The 19,251-nt window shown below is 51.7% G+C and carries 16 protein-coding genes and 1 pseudogene; 9 read left to right on the top strand and 8 right to left on the bottom strand.

Annotation, left to right across the window (positions count from 1 at the left end; all coding sequences use genetic code 11):
* Positions 1 to 209: 209 nt before the first annotated feature.
* Positions 210 to 887 (top strand): heavy metal response regulator transcription factor, encoded by a 678-nt coding sequence (locus AB4P97_RS23810; protein ID WP_047297377.1) that lies wholly within the window; start codon positions 210 to 212, stop codon positions 885 to 887.
* A gap of 596 nt (positions 888 to 1,483) precedes the next feature.
* Here AB4P97_RS23810 and AB4P97_RS23805 read toward each other — a convergent pair.
* Entirely contained in the window at positions 1,484 to 2,923 is a 1,440-nt protein-coding gene (locus AB4P97_RS23805; protein WP_042561904.1) for a heavy metal sensor histidine kinase, read from the bottom strand.
* A complete protein-coding gene (locus AB4P97_RS23800; RefSeq protein WP_080896080.1) occupies positions 2,920 to 3,594 on the bottom strand; it encodes a heavy metal response regulator transcription factor in 675 nt (224 codons plus the stop codon). The genes AB4P97_RS23805 and AB4P97_RS23800 overlap by 4 nt, the downstream gene beginning before the upstream one ends.
* Before the next feature lie 352 nt (positions 3,595 to 3,946).
* Between AB4P97_RS23800 and AB4P97_RS23795 the strand changes: the two genes are divergently transcribed.
* The 5 genes from AB4P97_RS23795 (at position 3,947) to AB4P97_RS23775 (ending at position 10,563) form a co-directional block, all read left to right on the top strand.
* Positions 3,947 to 5,233: a TolC family protein gene (locus tag AB4P97_RS23795; RefSeq protein ID WP_140396034.1), complete on the top strand. Its 1,287-nt coding sequence runs from the start codon at positions 3,947 to 3,949 to the stop codon at positions 5,231 to 5,233.
* Between the two features lie 88 nt (positions 5,234 to 5,321).
* On the top strand, positions 5,322 to 6,545 hold the full coding sequence (locus AB4P97_RS23790) for an efflux RND transporter periplasmic adaptor subunit (RefSeq protein ID WP_042561903.1): 1,224 nt from the start codon (positions 5,322 to 5,324) through the stop codon (positions 6,543 to 6,545).
* 26 nt (positions 6,546 to 6,571) lie between these two features.
* Complete coding sequence (locus AB4P97_RS23785; RefSeq protein ID WP_158830539.1) at positions 6,572 to 9,739, top strand: CusA/CzcA family heavy metal efflux RND transporter; 3,168 nt, start codon at positions 6,572 to 6,574, stop codon at positions 9,737 to 9,739.
* Positions 9,740 to 9,881: 142 nt separating this feature from the next.
* The gene (locus AB4P97_RS23780; RefSeq protein ID WP_042561901.1) at positions 9,882 to 10,079 is read left to right on the top strand and encodes a co-regulatory protein PtrA N-terminal domain-containing protein; all 198 of its coding nucleotides are present in this window, start codon (positions 9,882 to 9,884) and stop codon (positions 10,077 to 10,079) included.
* 151 nt (positions 10,080 to 10,230) lie between these two features.
* Positions 10,231 to 10,563, top strand: coding sequence for a DUF2790 domain-containing protein (locus AB4P97_RS23775; RefSeq protein WP_042561900.1), 333 nt, complete (start codon positions 10,231 to 10,233; stop codon positions 10,561 to 10,563).
* Between the two features lie 373 nt (positions 10,564 to 10,936).
* On the opposite strand, the gene AB4P97_RS23770 is transcribed toward AB4P97_RS23775, so the two are convergent.
* Positions 10,937 to 12,262, bottom strand: a complete 1,326-nt coding sequence (locus AB4P97_RS23770) for an OprD family porin (protein ID WP_042561899.1) — start codon at positions 12,260 to 12,262, stop codon at positions 10,937 to 10,939.
* A 327-nt stretch (positions 12,263 to 12,589) separates the two neighbouring features.
* On the opposite strand from AB4P97_RS23770, the gene AB4P97_RS23765 reads away from it, so the two are divergent.
* From AB4P97_RS23765 to AB4P97_RS23755, 3 genes and pseudogenes are all read left to right on the top strand, one after another.
* Positions 12,590 to 12,763, top strand: coding sequence for a hypothetical protein (locus tag AB4P97_RS23765; protein ID WP_230679402.1), 174 nt, complete (start codon positions 12,590 to 12,592; stop codon positions 12,761 to 12,763).
* Between the two features lie 141 nt (positions 12,764 to 12,904).
* Positions 12,905 to 13,464: pseudogene (locus tag AB4P97_RS23760) on the top strand (arsinothricin resistance N-acetyltransferase ArsN1 family B).
* 107 nt (positions 13,465 to 13,571) lie between these two features.
* Complete coding sequence (locus AB4P97_RS23755; RefSeq protein ID WP_140396033.1) at positions 13,572 to 13,964, top strand: DUF6957 family protein; 393 nt, start codon at positions 13,572 to 13,574, stop codon at positions 13,962 to 13,964.
* A 545-nt stretch (positions 13,965 to 14,509) separates the two neighbouring features.
* Here the strand turns inward: AB4P97_RS23755 and AB4P97_RS23750 are convergent.
* From AB4P97_RS23750 to AB4P97_RS23730, 5 genes are all read right to left on the bottom strand, one after another.
* Positions 14,510 to 14,878 (bottom strand): antibiotic biosynthesis monooxygenase, encoded by a 369-nt coding sequence (locus AB4P97_RS23750; protein WP_122543417.1) that lies wholly within the window; start codon positions 14,876 to 14,878, stop codon positions 14,510 to 14,512.
* Between the two features lie 76 nt (positions 14,879 to 14,954).
* Positions 14,955 to 15,665 (bottom strand): glutamine amidotransferase, encoded by a 711-nt coding sequence (locus AB4P97_RS23745; protein ID WP_395601703.1) that lies wholly within the window; start codon positions 15,663 to 15,665, stop codon positions 14,955 to 14,957.
* A gap of 37 nt (positions 15,666 to 15,702) precedes the next feature.
* Complete coding sequence (locus tag AB4P97_RS23740) at positions 15,703 to 16,764, bottom strand: 2Fe-2S iron-sulfur cluster-binding protein (protein ID WP_395601702.1); 1,062 nt, start codon at positions 16,762 to 16,764, stop codon at positions 15,703 to 15,705.
* Positions 16,761 to 17,723, bottom strand: coding sequence for a diiron oxygenase (locus AB4P97_RS23735; protein ID WP_042561895.1), 963 nt, complete (start codon positions 17,721 to 17,723; stop codon positions 16,761 to 16,763). The genes AB4P97_RS23740 and AB4P97_RS23735 overlap by 4 nt, the downstream gene beginning before the upstream one ends.
* Before the next feature lie 155 nt (positions 17,724 to 17,878).
* Positions 17,879 to 19,093: an MFS transporter gene (locus AB4P97_RS23730; RefSeq protein WP_261735457.1), complete on the bottom strand. Its 1,215-nt coding sequence runs from the start codon at positions 19,091 to 19,093 to the stop codon at positions 17,879 to 17,881.
* Between the last annotated feature and the right edge of the window lie 158 nt (positions 19,094 to 19,251).

The following is a 19,251-nucleotide window of genomic DNA, read 5'->3' as shown; positions in this document are numbered from 1 at the left end:
ATAAGACCATCTATCGTCATCAAGTAGTCTAAAATCTATTTGCCGTATGGTCGTGTGTCTCAATTCACTCATTTAACAGAAACTGAAAAAATGCGCGATATTCTGTAATGGCTTAACTCATCCAGTTGAGATGCTAAAGTGAACCGGTGAGTAAAGTTGCCTAAATGAGTGTGGTGGTATTTTCAATTAGTATCGAGACTTTATAATAAATGCGTATCTTGATAATAGAAGACGATCCGAAAACCGCTCATTATTTGCGCCAGGGTCTGACTGAAAGCGGCTTTATCGTTGATTGCATACAAAACGGAATCGATGGCATAAACTTAGTCTCCCAACAGGCTTATGACCTTGTAGTACTAGACGTAAACCCCCCGCAAAGTGACGACTGGGATCTACTTGTAAGTATTCGCGAGGTAATTATTACCCCGATCATGATGCTTACCGAGAAAGGTAGTGTTGAGGATAAAGTCTTGGGTTTTGATCTAGGCGCTGACGATTACATGGTCAAACCAATTGAGTTTCCTGAGTTGTTAGCTAGAGTCCGTACTTTAATGCGTCGAACTGGGTCGTCGGCATCGCTAAATGTGCTTCGCGTTGGCGATTTGGAGCTCGATCTGGGTAGGCACAGGACCTTTCGCGCTAACCAGCGAATTGACCTGACTAACAAGGAGTTCGCCTTGCTACACTTTTTGATGTGTCAATCAGGCACGACGCTATCGCGCACGCAGATTAAGTCTTCTGTCTGGGGTCTGAGTAGTGATTGCGACACGAACGTTGTTCAAGTAGCAATGAGGAGGCTTCGAGCTAAAATTGATGATCCTTTTGACGACAAGCTTATCCATACATTGCGAGGTGCTGGATATGTCCTTGAGTCGCGTGCCCATTAACCCCGTTTAGCCATTCTTATTTTGATATTGTGCGAAATAATTGGATTGCACTAAATTAAACGCGCTGAAAATATTGATTATAGAAAGGCAGTTATGTAATCTCTAAAATTGTCTCAGGAGGCGGAATGGTTCTGCAGTAGGGATTTAATTTTGCACCAAGCGCTTAAGATAACGTTAAAATCTAGATTGCACGAAAGTCTATACGATTTGCAGTTTAGAATAAACATGCTGAATTTAGCTTAATTCCGAAGTAGGGGGTTGCGACGCTATATCTGCAAGACCACACACTCTCGAGTGATTATCCATGAAGGCATGATCAACCTGCGTAATAGGTGGGTGTCACAAAGATCGGTACCAATAGATGTTCACGTTGGATTGCTCTTGGGCACTAGTAATGTATCTTGACGAAGGTTATATTTTGCACAGGGCTATTAAATCTTCACTATCCATTGGTGAGTCATCGGTTTCATCTCTGGCTGAGCAAAAAGAGTAATGTTGTCTTTGGATTTTTAAGCATCGATCCCCACTCATATATTACCTAGTGATCTGACTCGTGCAGCCAAGCTGTTTTATATTGCTTTTGATTAAATTAAATCCTAACTAAAAACCTCCCCTGGTCTTTGAGAGTTTAAGTTACTAGTTGAAATGTTCTTCGGGAATGTAATTCTGAAGGTTGTCGGATGCCCTGGTATACTAAAGACATCTGCTGTTCCATGATGGAGGCTCATGATAGATCGGACAATAGCCAATCCTAATCCAGTGCCACCTTCAGCTCGTGAGCGACTATTATCCACTCGATAGAAACGATCGAAGATATTAAGCAAGTGATGGCGTTCAATTCCCACTCCGGGATTGCTTATTGAAAGGGAGACTTCTTCGGTTCGCGTTTCAATGGAAATAACAACCGACTCTTCTATCGGGCAGTGACGAATGGCGTTTGATAAAAGATTCGAAATGGCGCGCTGAATCATGAGTCGATCGCCTGAAACTTTGCCCTGACCACTGACGGTTATGCCGACGCACTTTTCTTCAGCCGAAAGAGAAAAAAGATCAATTACTTTTAAAGCTTCGTCTTCCAGCAAAATGTTTTCGAATGGTACAAGTGCGGCTGGGTGACTTACTTGGGCTAAAAAAAGCATATCAGATATAATTCTAGTGACTCGCCCCAACTCTTCGGTGCAAGACTCTAGTACAGACTTATACTCCTTTACTGAGCGATCACGAGAAAGAGTTACCTGTGCTTTCCCCATAAGGTTCGTAATCGGTGACCGCAACTCATGCGCCAAATCATCTGAAAACTGAGTGAGTTGTTGGACTCCGCTATCAAGTCGGTGAAGCATGAAATTTATGCCATGAGCTAGCTCACTGATCTCTTGGGGCATATTGACAACGGAGAGTCGGTGACTGAGATCTTGGGTTGATACCATTCCCGCAACTTCACAGAATTCCCGGAGTGGGGACAATCCGCGTTGCACTATCGCCCAAGCACTGATACCAATAAGGATCAACAACAGCGGAACCGCTACGATGGTTGAACTCAAATAAGAGCTTAACAGTGATTCATCATTCGAGCGGTCCATAGTCAGCAAGACTGATACGAATTCACCATCTTTTAGCCTCATGAGTTTCGCTGCTGTGAGGATGTGATTTTCGCTTTCCTGTGCCGAGGAGTAGTAAGAAATCTTAGTGCTATCGGTTGCTCCGATTTTGCTCCTAGAAACTACGGTTATATCTGCTCCAAAACTCAGGACAGGGACACTCAGATTTTCATCATCAAAAATAGTGAGATTAAGATTGTCATGCCCTAGCACTTGATCTAATAGTGCGTGTGGCTTTAGGCTCATGTTGCTAGTACTGATATCCATCAGTAAACTGTGCTCAATTTGATTCATTTTCTTTTCTAAGCTGTTTTTTGCACGCAAATCAAGCTCGTGGGTAAGCGCTAAATAGGCCAGAATCGCTAAAGAAACTACTAGTACTGCTCCCATTATACTTACTGTCAAACCCAATCGCATTGACAGGCTGACTTGCTTCATTTTCTCTCCTCCAGTACATAACCTACGCCGCGGAGCGTATGGATTAATTTAGTTTCAAATGGGTCATCTATTTTAGCTCTGAGCCTACGTATCGAAACTTCGACAACATTGGTGTCGCAATCAAAATTCATGTCCCAAACCAATGAAATGATCTGAGTACGAGATAACACCTCTCCAGATTGACGCATTAATAGATGGAGCAGTGCGAATTCTTTCGTCGTCAAATCTATGCGTTGTTTTCCGCGAAATGCGCGATGCCTTCCTTGATCAAGTTCAAGATCAGCAACTTTTAACACTTCTTGAATTGGTATGTGTTCGCTACGACGCATTAGAGTGCGTACTCTTGCCAGCAACTCTGGAAATTCAAATGGCTTGACAAGATAGTCATCAGCCCCCAGATCCAATCCTCTAATTTTATCTTCTAAGCGTCCTCTTGCAGTAAGCATCATTACCCTAGTACTGCTAGACCGCCGAATATTTTCAAGAACGTCCCATCCGTGCATTTCAGGAAGATTTACGTCAAGTAATACCAGATCATAAGCTTGCTGCCGTGCCAGATGGAGTCCATCAGCTCCTGTCGATGCGCAATCTACAATATAGCCACTTTCAGTTAGACCCTGATGTAAGTATTCAGCAGTCTTTGGCTCGTCCTCTATCACAAGAATACGCATAGGAATTAACCCTTCTTAAAGTGGTTCGTAATGGCTCTTTTCGTTGAATCTGTTTAAAGTTAACCATCTGTTTAAATGTTGGATTCTGGTTGCATTTTTAATTTTCTGGGATCATAGAGTTTAAAACTAACAAGGTTTCGTGCGACCCTCGTCACCTTGTAGTACAAGAGCCGCCTCCCGTTTTTGTCTAGGGATGTCGCTTGGTGCGAGCACTTATTGCCCTAATCCTAATGCATTAAGTGAGGCTTATTCGTTAGATAACGTATTTGTAATTCTTCAGTCACCTTGTTGATAGGTGTGCGGAATTATATTTGCCTCATGGGAAATTCTTTTTGTATAAAGGTTTTGGGGAATGATGGAATTACTTCGGTTTAGAAAGTTTATTGCTCACCCAATCACGCATAAAACCATGCTACAAGCAGGTCTTATTTCGATCCTTGCTCTTTTGAATGCTCCTTTGTTAGCCGCAAACGCTCAAATGCTCACAATGGATCAAGCGCTTGAAACTGCATTTTCCAACAACCCAGACCTAGCGGCCGCTCAATGGGAGACAGGTATTGCTCAGGGAGAGCGACAGCAGGCTGGATTGATTCCAAACCCTGAGGTTTCCTGGGAGGCTGAAGATACTCGGCGAAACTCGCGCACCACGACGGTAATGATCAGCCAGCCGATAGAGCTTGGCGGTAAGCGTGGAGCTAGGATTGAAGTGGCCAATAGAGCTCAGGACGCAGCGGGGATTGAGTTGGAGCGCAAGCGTAACGTTCTGCGTGCCGATGTCATTCAGGCTTTTTATAGTTCCTCAACGGCTCAGCAAAGACTGCTGCTGTCACGTCAATCACTTGAGCTCGCCGAGCGCGGTTTGCGTGCAGCGCAAGGTCGCATCAAGAGTGGCAAATCCTCACCCGTTGAAGGTACGCGCGCAGAGGTTCAGCTATCAGAAGTGCGCCTAGAGTTGAGGCGGGCTGAGCGGGATGAGGCCAGTGCCTACCAGAGACTCGCTCAGGTCATGGGGGCGCCTTTGCCTGCATTTGTGTCCGTGGGTGATCCAAATCGGTCGATGCCAACCGTGCCCGATTCGTCGCTGCTGTTTAGCCGAATTGGTGAAACTGCAGAGCTACGATTAGCAAAACTGCAAATAGATCAGCGGGAAGCCTCTCTTGGTCTTGAGAAGGCTCGTCGAATTCCGGACCTGACCGTGAGTATCGGGAGTCAATACGACGAGCGTGAGCGCGAGCGGGTGAATGTCGTAGGGCTATCTATGCCCATCCCGTTGTTTAACCGTAACCAAGGCAACGTACTGGCCGCAGCCCGCCGTGCCGATCAATCTCGCGACCTTCGGAATGCCAGTGAGTTACGACTGCGCACAGAGATCCAAACCACCTTAGATCAGTGGCTGACTGCTAACACTGAAGTGGCGTCGTTCAATCAAACCATCCTGCCTGCAGCGCAAAGTGCCGTCGATACCGCTACCCGAGGTTTCGAAATGGGTAAGTTTAACTTTCTCGACGTGCTCGATGCTCAGCGCACATTGATTAGCGCTCGCACGCAATACATCCAAGCCATCGCCGAGGCGACAGACGCCTGGGTGCGTATCGAGCGAATTTTCGGTGATGTTGCCATTCTCACTCGTACCCCGTGAATTTCATATAACGCTTTTTTTACCGCTGCTCAGTATCGCAATACCACGTTAATCCGTGAATGCCGACTGGGTTGCGCAGGGAGTCTCCATGGATAAAAAACTAATCCTCGTCTCGGCACTAACCTTGGCAATAGGTATAGGCATCGGTTCGTTTTGGATGACAAGCCCATCGGTGCCTTCAGCTGAAGCTCAGACTCAGGAGGGCAAAGGCTATGACGATCACGGCGATGAAACTGCTGACGGAAAACCGGCCGAGGGCGAACACGCAGAAGGCGAAGCTGAAGAGGGTCATTTGACTCTGAGCGAAGAGCAGATCAGCTCTGCCGGCATCCAACTGGTTGAAGCGAAAGCGCAGAGCATCAGCCTTTCATTGCCCTTTCCTGGAGAAATCCGTTTTGATGAAGACCGCACTGCGCACGTGGTGCCCCGCGTACCTGGTGTCGTTGAGTCGGTTCATGCCAATCTTGGTCAACCAGTGAAAAAAGGTCAGTTGCTGGCCGTAATCGCTAGCCAACAAATTTCTGATCAGCGCAGTGAACAAGCCGCTGCGCAACGTCGTCTTGAGTTGGCGCGTACTACCTACGAGCGAGAGCGACAGTTATGGCAGGACAAAATCTCTGCAGAACAGGACTTCCTGCAAGCCCGCCAGGCTTTGCAAGAAGCTGAAATTGCTCTCAGCAATGCTCGGCAAAAAATTAGCGTACTGAGTGGTAGCTCGGTCGCCAGCGGGGGTAATCGATATGAATTGCGTGCGCCGTTTGACGGGGTTGTAGTCGAGAAACATTTGGCCCTCGGTGAAGTTGTCAGCGAAACCACCAATGCCTTTACGCTCTCCGACTTGTCGCGTGTGTGGGTGACCTTTGGAGTCTCACCAAAGGATTTGAACAAGGTACTCGTAGGCAAATCGGTCAAGGTCAGTGCGCCGGAGTTGAATGCTGAAGTCACTGGAACCGTGGCCTATGTCGGCAGTTTGTTGGGCGAGCAAACCCGTACAGCCACGGTCCGCGTGACATTGGAAAATCCACAAGGTGCATGGCGTCCGGGGCTATTTGTGACCGTGCAGGTTGACACCGGTACTCGGCAGACAAAGGTCGCTGTACCTGAGGCGGCTCTTCAGACGGTCGAGGACAAGCAAACTGTTTTCGTTCGAACGGAGGACGGGTTTAGAGCTCAGCCAGTGGAGACAGGTGGTCGTTCGGCGGGTCTGGTCGAGATCAAGGAAGGCCTGGAGCCCGGAGCTCAAATCGCCGCCGCCGGTAGTTTCATTTTGAAATCAGAATTGGGTAAAGCCTCGGCTGAACACGCCCACTGATCCGCCATTTCCACGAGAAGGTTCTCATGTTCGAACGCCTGATCCAATTTGCCATCGAGCAGCGCATTATCGTACTGCTCGCGGTTTTCCTCATGGCCGGCCTCGGTATAGCAAGCTATCAGAAGCTGCCGATCGACGCGGTTCCCGATATCACCAACGTCCAGGTGCAAATCAACACGGGGGCAGCAGGTTTTTCACCACTGGAAACCGAACAACGCATCACGTTCCCCATCGAAACAGCAATGGCTGGTTTACCGGCTCTAGAACAAACTCGTTCGCTGTCACGCTCGGGTTTGTCGCAAGTTACTGTTATTTTCAAAGAGGGCACGGACCTCTTCTTCGCTCGGCAATTGGTCAACGAACGATTACAGGTGGCCAAAGAGCAACTGCCAGAAGGTGTGGAAGCTGTCATGGGACCGATCTCAACCGGTCTTGGTGAGATTTTCCTGTGGACGGTCGAGGCTGAAGAGGGGGCTGTCAAGGAGGACGGCAGTCCCTATACGCCGACCGACCTGAGGGTGATTCAAGACTGGATCATCAAGCCTCAACTGCGCAATGTTCCTGGGGTCGCCGAAATCAATACCATTGGCGGGTTTGCCAAGGAGTATCAGATTGCGCCCGATCCAAAACGCTTGGCCGCTTACAAGCTCACGCTGACTGACCTTGTTACAGCGCTGGAGCGCAACAACGCTAACGTCGGTGCCGGTTACATCGAGCACAGCGGCGAACAGTTACTGATTCGTGCACCTGGTCAAGTAGCAACCACCGACGATATCGCCAATATCGTCATGGCCAATGTCGACGGTACGCCAATACGTGTGAAGAATGTTGCAACCGTGGATATCGGCCGTGAATTGCGCACGGGAGCAGCGACCGAAAACGGTCGTGAAGTGGTGCTCGGCACAGTGTTCATGCTAATCGGCGAGAACAGCCGCACCGTGGCGCAGGCCGTTGCCAACAAGCTTGAGCAAATCAACCGTTCACTGCCAAAAGGGGTTGTAGCAGTCACTGTCTATGACCGTACCAATCTTGTGGACAAGGCGATTGCCACGGTAAAAAAGAACCTGATCGAAGGTGCAATCCTAGTGATTGCGATTCTATTCCTGTTCTTGGGAAATATACGTGCAGCGCTGATCACTGCCATGGTTATCCCGCTCGCTATGTTGTTCACATTCACCGGCATGTTTACCAATAAAGTTAGCGCCAACCTGATGAGCCTTGGGGCTTTGGACTTTGGCATCATCGTCGACGGTGCGGTGGTAATTGTTGAAAACGCCATCAGGCGTTTGGCCCATGCGCAGCAACACCACGGGCGCATCCTCACTCGCTCTGAACGTTTTCACGAAGTATTCGCTGCTGCCAAGGAAGCACGCCGACCATTAATTTTCGGTCAGTTGATCATTATGGTCGTGTACCTACCGATTTTTGCGCTTACTGGCGTCGAAGGAAAAATGTTCCACCCGATGGCCTTCACCGTAGTGATCGCCTTACTGGGGGCGATGTTGTTGTCAGTAACTTTTGTCCCTGCTGCGATTGCGATGTTCGTGACCGGCAAGGTCAAGGAAGAAGAAAACGTCATCATGCGTGGCGCCCGCCGGATGTATGCTCCAGCTTTGGACTGGGTCATGGGCCATCGATCGTTGGCATTCGCCATGGCATTAGGCGTGATCACAATATGCGGTGTGGTCGCAAGTCGGATGGGTAGTGAGTTTGTGCCGAGTCTCAGCGAAGGCGATTTCGCGTTGCAAGCATTGCGTGTCCCAGGTACCAGCCTGACGCAATCGGTAGAGATGCAGCAACGCCTGGAAACCCTGGTATTGGCAAAAGTACCGGAGGTCAAACGGATGTTTGGTCGTACAGGTACTGCCGAAATTGCCTCCGATCCAATGCCTCCAAACATTTCTGACAGCTATGTGATGCTCAAGCCGAAGAGTCAATGGCCTGATCCGAATAAATCAAGGGAGGCATTGATAGACGATATTCAAAAAGCTGCAGCTGCGATGCCCGGAAGCAACTATGAGCTTTCTCAGCCTATTCAACTGCGTTTCAACGAGTTGATTTCAGGCGTACGTAGTGATGTGGCGGTCAAGGTATTCGGTGATGACATGGCGGTGCTCAACGGCACCGCTGCAAAAATCGCCGCATCAATGCAGAAGATCAATGGTGCCTCCGAGGTCAAAGTTGAGCAAACGTCGGGACTGCCGGTACTGACCATCAACATCGACCGCGACAAAGCCGCCCGTTACGGACTCAACGTAGGCGACGTGCAAGACACCATTGCGGTGGCAGTTGGCGGTCGACAAGCCGGTACGATGTATGAGGGAGACCGCCGATTTGACATGGTGGTGCGTTTATCCGACGCGATGCGTAAGGATCTCGAGGGATTGTCCACATTGCTAATCCCGGTACCGGCGTTGCTCAACACCAATGCTGACCAGATCGGATTCATAGCTCTTTCAGAGGTGGCGACCCTCGATCTAGTGTTGGGACCTAACCAGGTCAGCCGAGAAAACGGCAAGCGTCTGGTGATCGTCAGCGCCAACGTGCGTGGGCGTGATATCGGCTCTTTTGTACAGGAGGCCAGTAGCGCCATTGATAAGGAAGTGCAAATCCCATCCGGTTACTGGACCACTTGGGGAGGGCAGTTCGAGCAGCTCCAATCCGCTGCCAAGCGACTACAGATTGTAGTGCCGGTTGCCCTGCTTCTGGTGTTCGCACTCTTGTTCATGATGTTCAACAACCTCAAGGATGGCCTACTGGTGTTTACTGGTATTCCGTTCGCATTGACAGGGGGTGTCATGGCTTTATGGCTGAGAGACATCCCGCTATCGATCTCGGCAGGTGTTGGTTTCATCGCGTTGTCGGGAGTGGCGGTGCTAAACGGTCTGGTGATGATCGCTTTCATACGTAATCTACGCGAGGAAGGACATTCTTTAAGTTCCGCAATTAATGAAGGGGCTCTCACACGTTTACGTCCGGTGTTGATGACAGCTCTCGTGGCCTCTCTTGGGTTTATTCCGATGGCACTGGCAACCGGAACGGGGGCAGAGGTTCAAAGACCTCTAGCTACCGTAGTAATCGGGGGAATCCTATCCTCAACTGTGTTGACTCTGCTGATACTGCCTGCTCTTTATCAATGGGTGCACCGCCGAGACGAGGAAGAAACCAAAGACGACAAAATAGCATCCATATAATTTAGTTTTCTCAAAGCCTCCTATCGAGATTCGATGGGGGGCTTTTTTATGTGCGCAACATAACGAATCTGTAATCTAGGCGCCACCGTGTTGATAGGTTCGAATTGATACCCTAAGAGTGTCAACTAGATGAGGTGTCAGTATGAAAATTGCTCAAATTTTTGCTCTAGCGAGTGCTTTAGTCCTTTCTTCAGTTGCTTTAGCCGAAGGTGGCGGAGACAGAACCTTTGAGAAAATGATGGTCGCAAATGATCTAGCAATGGAGAAGTACGTGGCTAAAGAAGGAAAAATCGAGCCAGTAGTGTCAAGTGATGCTAAAGATGAGACTGATGAAATGTAAATGTAGCAGTACGCTGAATAAAAAAAACCGCTTCCGGTTTCCGGTTGCGGTTTTTTTTGGATGGCAGATTGGACATCGGTAATCCTGGCGCCACACCTACGCAATGTTCTAGTTGATATTCTGGTAACTGTTAATATATGAGGTACTCAATATGAAATTCATGAGCATTATTACTCTCGCTGGAACTCTGGCGTTATCCTCTCTTGTCTCTGCTGAAGGGGGAGGAGACAAAACCTTTGAGAAAATGATGGCGGCTAATGCTAAAGCTATGGAGCAGTATGCTATTAGCCAAGGGAAAAGCGCACCTGTAGCGAAACAATACGAGTACGGAATGAAGATGGATGTTGTGAAAGTGATCAGTGTGGTGCGGCCTGCAAAAGTCTGCGCGGTGGTGCCAGCCGCCATGACTTATGAAGATTCAAATGGGCAGCTAAATACGATTAGGTACACTGTGGCTGGAGAGTGTCGCAAACGTGGTGGCTAGTAGCTATCCTACTATCTGAACAATCTATAACGCTCGACTGATATGAAAAATAGGAATCGGGCGTTTTTTAGATTCGCTTCGAACAGGTATAAAAAAGACGTCCCGAGGGACGTCTTAAAAATTCACCCTTTTCCGAAGGAGCTTCTAAAGGTGAAATTGTAGCTTTAACTGAACAACAATGAGTTTCCAGATTTTCACAGGCTTGCTACTTGTCTGTAGAGATCTAACCAGATGCGCTAGCTAGATTCCTAATAACTCCCACTCACTATAAGCAATCCTAGTTAACGTGGAGATGATTGAAAAATTACAATTTTGAAATTTTCAATCAAAAATGGGACAATTTAGAAGAACCGAGAATTTTCCCGTTTAGGTATTACAGAATGGCGAGTGGGTACTCAACAATCACACGGACCTCATCCAGATCCGATTCAAAAGCGGTTGCGCGAGTATTCGCTTGCCGCAAGCGGAAAGACATATCTTTCAAGGAACCTGTCTGAACGACGTACTTCACCTCAATGTCGCGCTCCCAACGTTTCTGATCTGTCAACGGGTTCCCGTCTGCATCGCGCCTCATGTATGTTGCGTTAGCGTTGGAATAGTCAGCGTCGGTGCCGCGACCATAACGTGTCATAAACGACAGGCCTGGTACGCCGTACGAGCTCATGTCGAGGTCGTAGCGAACCATCCACGAACGTTCTTTTGGCGAGTTAAAATCGCTGTATTGGATCGAGTTGTCGAGAAAGATAGAGTCCGACTGACGCAGATAGTCGAAGTCGTCATTACCATTATTTCGCTGGTGAGAAAGTGCAAGTGAGTGCGCACCATACTTCACGCCAACTTTAGCGCTCCAAATATTGTTGTCGAATTCTCCCAGCAGTTTCTTTCCTTCATCAACGGCCTTGTAGTAATTCACGCCACCGAATACAGAAAGCTGATCAGACAGTGAGTAATTCAATCCCGTGCCCGCATAGTATTGATTCCAAGCGTCTTTGAGGCGACTGGAATAGAGACTAACGATGATATTTTTGTTAACGTTGTAGTCGCCGCCGAAATAGCCTACCCAAGGTGAATTAACAGGCCCTGCATAGAATGTCGCGAAGTTGTCGCGCATATTGCTGGAGACTGGTTGGCTCATGGCGTGCAGGCGACCACCTTGAACAGTCAGTCCTTCAATGCTGGTATTGGTCGCGGTTACACCGCGGAAACTTTCGGGTAGTAGTCTTGAGTCGCCAGAAGCCACGACGGGGTTCGCTGGAAAAACATCACCAACTTTCACTACTGTGTCAAAAGCGCGAACCTTTGCTGCCCCACCGACTTTTGTGTACTCATCTCGAGCCTCACCATCGCCATTGACAGGCAGTACATCGAACGAACTACGACCACCATTTCGACCGTCACCCGTATCAAGCTTCAACCCAATCATCGCGAAAGCATCGACGCCCACACCGACAGTGCCTTGAGTAAAACCGGATTCAAATTTACTGATGATCGCGTGCGACCAAGTCTCTGAATAACCATTGCCTGTGGGGCTTGATTGCCCGTTACGATGGTCACGATTGAAGTAGAAATTTCGATTTAGCACGGAAAGACTACTATCTTCGATAAATCCCCCAGTCTTTTCCTCTGCGAATGCCATGGAAGGCCCAGAACTGACAACCAACGCTAAAGCGGCCATTGAGAATTTTGTATTGTTATCCATTAATCACTCCTTAGGTTTGGCAGAACTAGTAAGTTCTTCGGCTGGAATTATTGTTTACGGAAAGCGCGTTGCGCTTTCGTATCGTCGCCGACTTGTATCGTTGCAATTTGAAGATAACAGGGAGATGATTGAAGAATTACAATTCTGTAATGTCTGTATTTTTTTTTCAAAAAAATATTTCTGCGGCACATACCCACCGATGAGTGGCTCCTATTTACAACGAATCTTCGCATGTGTCTCCTGACGGGCGGCATGATTTAAACTTGAAGCGCATGCGTAGGGTCCGACTGGTTTTTAAGTGCGAATCCGGCGGTGACGATTGCTCGCGTGTTCACCAATACATTCTCGGGGATACGGATGTCAGACGTAGCGCTGTTCATCATCGCGCAGTTTTTCGGTGGGTTAACGGCGCTGTTCCTGGCGAAGGTTCTCGGTGCTAAAGACGTTGTCGTGGATATCCCGCAGCCTAGTCCCCATGAGCAAAAGCTCACAATTCACTGAACGGTGCTCTCTACGGTTCGTGGATGCGGTAAGCCCGCTCAAGGCGTAGTTCACGTTCCTATCGCGACATCCTGAAGGGCTAGGCCTTAAGGTGGTTCAGCCTTTCAAACGCGATTTTTTAAAGGGGCAGTAAGGAAAGACATGAATTACAAAGTGAGGGTTGCTACACCATCTGATGCCCCTGCCATCCAGACTATCTATGCTCCAATGGTTTGAACTCAGTCATCTCGTTCGAGCTGATACCACCGACTGTTGATGAGATGGCATCAAGAATAACCGCAACACTACCGCCGCATCCCTATCTGGTAGCCGAGGTGGAGGGCAACGTCGTTGGATACGCTTACGCAAGCGAGCATCGAGCGAGAGAAGCCTATCGATGGTCGGCGGATGTCACCGTGTATGTTGATCCGGCTGTGCACCGAAAAGGGGTTGGTCGTGCGCTTTATCAGCAGCTTCTACCAGTTCTAGAGAAACAGGGGATTCATGCAGCCTATGCCGGCATTGCCTTACCCAACGCAGGAAGTATAGGTATCCATGAAGCACTCGGGTTCACCCACATCGGCACCTACCCAGAGGTTGGGTTCAAGCACGGCCAATGGCATAGCGTGGATTATTGGCGTAAACCGCTTTGTGCTGTGACGCCGCCAATAGAAATCATCCCGTTCAGTGAGATAAAGGGAGAGTTGAGAAACCAGGTGTGAGGCGACCTGGCTACTATTCGTCGCCATCGGTACCAGGCTGTTCGCTGAGAGCTATGCTTATGGATGATTCACGTTCGAGTCAGTTTACCGACCGGCTGGAGGGATGAATGAATTTGGCGGCGTTTACCTCGCTGCTTTCCGCAGGCGAAAACATAAACGGGTGCCCACTCCCCGATTTAGATGCAGTGACATTCGCAGGTCTGCATTTTCCTTCCCGTGCATATTGCCTTGTTGCTGATTGGGTAATCTTGGATCTCGAAGTTACAACACGTCAACGAATAGCCATCACCGATAGAGGGCTTATCCCTGCCTTGGTTTACGCATTGACGGTTATCCAAGATAGAAAAGGTCGTTTTGCGCCTGGTGATTGGGTCAGATCAACGTTGGGGGTTTCCTTCACTCACAACTGCTTGTTTGAGACGAAAAATACGGTTTATGTGCTTATGGGAGCCGGCCGTAGGTTGCGCACAGATTTAGACATCGCACTGAGCTTGTGCTGAAGACCGCAGATTATGCTGCTCCCCTCCTGACCGCTTACTTCAGTTGTTGGTGTCACACTATGTTGGGAGCAGCCCGGCCCTGTATTTGAAGCGCAGCCCATCTGTGTCAATCTATGTTGCTGTTGTCTTTATCGCGAATCATCCTACAGACCCCGATTTACGCGATGGGTTGTGTCAAACTATGTTGTTGGTACCCAGACGAATGGTTTTAGACAACAGCTTTTGAAGCAATGCCAAAGCCCCTGATTTCAGGGGCTTTTTTATTTAAGGGCCTCCACCAGATGTCCGATTTTGGTGGGTGATCTTGCTGGAGGTTTAGCCTGGTACCGGTGATCAGACTTATTCACAGGGCTGATATTTTTCCAGGACTTTTTGTGCACATTCCATTTTCAGGAGTATGTGGCGGCCGCAGAAGGCATGGGAGGTTGGCTTGCGTGAATAGGCGTTGCGGGATTACCAGTGTGGAAGAGGGGTTGTGGTGAGCCCGCTCACCACAACCACCGACATTAATCTCTCGCCCCTGTGCAGGTGACCAGAATACGCCGTTAAACCACCGCCGCAGCCGTGGCGGGTTCACCGTCGACGACTACGTTGTACGGCGCCTGTTCGCGATCACGCAGACCGTAATCACGAATCACCGATGTCACGCGCACGCGATAGTCATCGAAGATTTTGTCGCGTCCGGCGCGCTGTGCCGACAGGTGGGCTGTCACGTTGCGCCACTGCACCACGGCTTCCTCATCGCGCCAGGTGGTGACCGACATCACCTTCTTGGGGTTCAGCGTGCTTTGAAAGCACTCGACGGAGATAAACCCGTCCATGGGTTCAAGCAGCGGGGTCAGCTTGTTGACCAGGTCAACATAAGTCTCGCCCTGGCCTGGCAGTGCCTGTAACTCAAACAATACGACGATCATTCTTGATTCCTCATCCTTGATATTTTTCAGGTGGTTTTACACGGTGCAAATGCGGTGGGCGGTTGCCCGACCGCTATTAGTGTTTTATCGGGGTGCCCAAATTGTTCAGCCAGGCCCGCATGACGTTGCTCGCGGCGCGGGTCAGGCGGTCGCCGAGGTTTATGGCCTCGCTGCGCAACGCAACAGGATCGATGCCGGTTTGTGCCAGTTCGCTGGCATGGCCAACCAGCCATTGCTCGATGTTGGCGGTATCGGCTTCGAGGTGAAATTGCAGGCCGAGAATCGTGTTGCCCACGGCGAACGCCTGATGAGCACCCACCTGAGTACTGGCCAACAGCACAGCGCCTTCTGGTACATCGAACTGGTCGCCGTGCCAGTGCAGCACGGGGGTGTCCATCAGCGCGGCGAGCGGCGAGTCTTGACCGGCCGCAGTCAGGGTCAGCGGTGAAAAACCGATCTCCTTGACCCCCATCGGGTAGACGTCGGCGTGCATGGCCCGGGCGATCAATTGCGCACCGAGGCAGATGCCCAGCAGGGGATTTCCGGACGCAACGCGCTGGCGCACCAGTTTCAATTCGTCGTGCAAAAACGGATACAGCTGCTCGTCATAAGCTCCAATAGGGCCGCCGAGTATGATCAACAAGTCGGCCTGCAGCACCGGCTCGCTGTAGATGGCGTCGACCGTGGGGTCCAGGTAAATCAGCGTATAGCCTTCTTCGGCCAGAACGGCATCGAGGGTGCCAACGTCTTCGAAGTGAATGTGGCGCAATGCAATGGCAGTTTTCATGGAAAAAACCAGTTGTTGAAGTAAGGACGGTAAATGTTCATACCGTGGTGGAGAGGTCGACCTTGATCGTCCCGGATTGCGGGAAGGTGCAGCAGGCGAGGGCGTAGCCGTCGTCTTTGTCCTTGTCGGTCAGGCAAAAGTCGGGCTCAAGGGTGTAGTGACCCTCCGATACCTTCAGCCGGCAGTGACCGCAGATGCCGGCGCGGCAAAGGCTGCGCACCGCGATGCCGCTGGTTTCGAGCATCTCCAGCAAGCTCTTGCCGGCGGGCGGCTCCAGCACCTGATCGTTGTGGTTCAAGTGCAGGCGCAGCGTCGCGTTGGCCTGAGCCTCAGGCTGTGCGGCGGAGGCCGGCGCGGCCGGTGGCGTGAATGACTCGATGAGCAAGCGGCTCGTGGGGAACATGGCCAGAGTGTGTTCGCGCATGCCTTGGGCGAAGCCATAGCTGCCGCAAATCACCACGCAGTCGGGGTTACCCAGCCGGCTCAGGTCCTGGACATGGGGACGACCGGCGCTGAAGTGTCCGTTGTTGTTGACCGCTTCGCGGGTTACGAACACCTGCAAGGAGAACCACGATGTGGTCAGCTCAAGCTCCAGCAACTCATGTAGAAACGAAATCTCGGCGATGGACGGCACACACAGCAGCAGGCTCACATCGGGCACCGCCAATCCGCGTCGCGCGCGCTCGGCCAGGCCGCGCAGCAATGCAATCGGCAAGGTGATGCCGATGCCGCCGGCGAGCATGCCGACCTGTCGGCAACCCAGAACCGACTCCAGCGAAATATCACCTGCCACAAACTGCATCGCGGTGGTTGAGCCGGCTTGCAGCGTGGCGTGCAACTGGTCCGAAACCCCGCCACGGCCTTCGCGTTTGACCGCAATGTCGAACCGGTCGGCGCCGTGCTTGCGCGTGATCGAATACAACCGCTGGTGATGGGTGCCCGCCATGTCAGCGGCGTGCAGGGCCACGTGTTTGCCTGCCTCCAGGCTGTCGAGGAATTCGACGGGTGCGTCTACCGCGCGCAGGGTGAAAACTTTTACGTTGGCCGTTTCAATGCTGACGTGTTCGCACAGGGCCTTGAGGGATGCCATGCCGTTCATGCGCGGGCCTTCTCGCCTAAGGTTTCAATGGCATGCTCGGCACTGCTGAGGCCGTTGCCGGTCAAGCCGATCCGGTCTATCAGGGCTTCGAGCGAGTCGGTGTAGACGCTGATTTCGTTGTTGTCGCCCACGTCATGCACGATCTCGCCGGCATGGGGGAAATCCAACATCGAAAACACGGTGGCCCATGCGCCCATTTCGTTATTGGCGAACATCTGCACCGTGCGCAGGATGATCGAGCGCAAGTACTCGCGTTCCTTGCGGCTCAGGCCATTGACGATGTCGGAAGCGACGAAGCTGAAGACGCTGGAATGGCTCCACTCGTCCATGGCATGGGTGCGCGTGACCTCATGGCACACCGCCTGAATGCTGGCGTCCTCGGCCATGGTCTTGAGGTAGTCGGTGATCAGCGTTTCGCTGGCACACGCGACGCCGAAGCGGGTCAGGCGTCGCTCCCATTCGGCGGTGCAGTTGGCCAGGAGGGCCTCGCGCCAGGTCACCAGGTTGAACGCGCTGAAGTCCAGCGGGGTGAGTTTGCGCATGTCATAGATATAGTTGCAGGCCATGATGGACATGCGCGTGTGCAGGGCTTCGTCGAGCAGTGCCTGAGACATCACGTCTTGCAGCAGGGCGCGGTTGTTGCTCGGCGGCGGGGTCTTGATAATGTCCTCGCAGGCAGGCACGACCACATTGCATTCGATGTAAATGGTCTTGAGGTTGTAGATGCCCCACGCATACGACAGGCATTTGGATTGCAGGTCCTGAGGGGCTTCGAGCCAGGCCTGGTGATGACGAAACGGTAGCAGCGACAGACTGAAGTCTTGCTTGCCGGCATCGAAGGCGAGGCCCCAGTAGTTCGGTTGCGGGTTGTTGACGGCCGCGCGGGTTTTCCAGAGCGTGGAGAGTTTGGCCAGCATGTTTTTTACTACGTCATCGGTACCACAATTCAAACGTTCCATGTTTTAACTCCAAGGAAATCGGCTATTGGTGTTAGGGTTTACCGTGCAGTCCTTGCAAAAATAACGGGTCCGCACAAGCGAGGGTGCAGCGCAATAAATGCGGGACGGCGCCCTTCAAGTCTGCGGCAAAAACACGTTGCGGCTATTGATTCAGGTCACTTGAATGCCACTTGGAGTGCCGCCGTTTTTCGGGCCCTGGCCATGGACCGCTCCTGCATCAGAGTCAGTACAACGGTCAAGCACATGAAGGCGGCGCTGGCCCAGAAAATTGCGTTGGGCTGACCTTGGTCGAGCAGCCAGCCGAACCCGACGGGCCCGATGGCGCCACCGATGTTGAAACCGGTAGAGACGATGCCGAAGGTTTTGCCTTCGGCACCCTTCGGGGCCGCCGCTCGTACCAGCATGTCGCGGGACGGTGCGATCACCCCGGTCAGGAAACCCGCAGCCCCCAGCACGACCAGCAGCGCCGGCTCGCTCAAGCGTGCCGTGGCGACCAGCAGCATCAGCACGGTGGCCAAGGCAAACGCGCTGGCTGCGACGACGCCATGGCGGCGGGTCCGGTCGGCCAAGGCTCCCCCTGCCAGCACGCCGAAAGCGCTGGCAAAGAGGAAGGCGGTCAACGCCGAGTTGGCCCAGGTCAAGGCCACGCCCTGGCCTTGCATCAGGGCGGCGACGGAGAACTTCTCAATCGCGCCGGTGCTCAGGTTCAGCAGCACGAACAACAGGGTCAGGCTGAGCACCATAGGCGAGAGCAGTGACAGGCGACTGGCGCCGATGGGTGTCGGGTCGGCGGCGAGAGACACGCGACTGACTCTGGCCAGTGCGGAGCCAGGGATCAACAACAGCGCCAGCACGAAAAAGCCAACCAATGCCGCCGCCGCGAAGGCCATGGGCAGGTTGCTCGCCACCGCGATGCCCAGCAAAAACGCCGGGGCCACGGCCGCGCCAAGGAATCCGGCAAAGGTATGCACGGAGAACGCCTTACCGATGTGGGCGGGGTCAATATGGCGGGACAGCAGGGCGTAGTCGGCCGGGTGATAAACCGCGTTGGCGACGCCGGCCAGTACCATGCCGATCAACAAACAGGTGTAGCCGGGCAGGAGTGCAATCAGCAGGAAACTGCTGCTGCCCAGTGCCAGCGCGACCAACAGCAAGCGCTTGGCACCGTAGCGGTCCACGGCAAATCCCATGGGTGCCTGTACCAGCGCTGTGACGATATTGAACAGACTCAACGCCAGGCCCAGTTCCACATACTCCACCTTGAAAAAAGCCGGAAGCAGAGGGAATAGCGCCGCCAGCACCATGATGTGCAAATGACTGACAAAGTGTGCGGCGGCGACCTGTGGCAGTAACCCGATACGAATCGTCATGGCGAAACCTGTGTAGTGAGCATGGCAAATTCGGCGCAGAGCTTAATGAGGCGATGGTCTTGCGCGATAGTCCATTACCGATGAGGCCACCAGACCACTTTAAATGGCGGCGATTTCACCGCGCCTGCCCCTGCGTAGACGTGTGGCAAGGGCTTTGA

The sequence above is a fragment of the Pseudomonas sp. A1230 genome, from assembly GCF_044218825.1.
GTDB classification, from domain to species: domain Bacteria; phylum Pseudomonadota; class Gammaproteobacteria; order Pseudomonadales; family Pseudomonadaceae; genus Aquipseudomonas; species Aquipseudomonas iridis.
This window is presented reverse-complemented; position numbering and strand designations above follow the sequence as displayed.

Coding starts and splice junctions, on each gene's coding strand:
- AB4P97_RS23745 (WP_395601703.1), bottom strand. CDS start 15,665: ATGAAAACTGCCATTGCATTGCGCCACATTCACTTCGAAGACGTTGGC.
- AB4P97_RS23780 (WP_042561901.1), top strand. CDS start 9,882: ATGAAAATTGCTCAAATTTTTGCTCTAGCGAGTGCTTTAGTCCTTTCT.
- AB4P97_RS23735 (WP_042561895.1), bottom strand. CDS start 17,723: ATGGAACGTTTGAATTGTGGTACCGATGACGTAGTAAAAAACATGCTG.
- AB4P97_RS23785 (WP_158830539.1), top strand. CDS start 6,572: ATGTTCGAACGCCTGATCCAATTTGCCATCGAGCAGCGCATTATCGTA.
- AB4P97_RS23770 (WP_042561899.1), bottom strand. CDS start 12,262: ATGGATAACAATACAAAATTCTCAATGGCCGCTTTAGCGTTGGTTGTC.
- AB4P97_RS23775 (WP_042561900.1), top strand. CDS start 10,231: ATGAAATTCATGAGCATTATTACTCTCGCTGGAACTCTGGCGTTATCC.
- AB4P97_RS23740 (WP_395601702.1), bottom strand. CDS start 16,764: ATGAACGGCATGGCATCCCTCAAGGCCCTGTGCGAACACGTCAGCATT.
- AB4P97_RS23810 (WP_047297377.1), top strand. CDS start 210: ATGCGTATCTTGATAATAGAAGACGATCCGAAAACCGCTCATTATTTG.
- AB4P97_RS23805 (WP_042561904.1), bottom strand. CDS start 2,923: ATGAAGCAAGTCAGCCTGTCAATGCGATTGGGTTTGACAGTAAGTATA.
- AB4P97_RS23755 (WP_140396033.1), top strand. CDS start 13,572: ATGAATTTGGCGGCGTTTACCTCGCTGCTTTCCGCAGGCGAAAACATA.
- AB4P97_RS23800 (WP_080896080.1), bottom strand. CDS start 3,594: ATGCGTATTCTTGTGATAGAGGACGAGCCAAAGACTGCTGAATACTTA.
- AB4P97_RS23790 (WP_042561903.1), top strand. CDS start 5,322: ATGGATAAAAAACTAATCCTCGTCTCGGCACTAACCTTGGCAATAGGT.
- AB4P97_RS23795 (WP_140396034.1), top strand. CDS start 3,947: ATGATGGAATTACTTCGGTTTAGAAAGTTTATTGCTCACCCAATCACG.
- AB4P97_RS23730 (WP_261735457.1), bottom strand. CDS start 19,093: ATGACGATTCGTATCGGGTTACTGCCACAGGTCGCCGCCGCACACTTT.
- AB4P97_RS23750 (WP_122543417.1), bottom strand. CDS start 14,878: ATGATCGTCGTATTGTTTGAGTTACAGGCACTGCCAGGCCAGGGCGAG.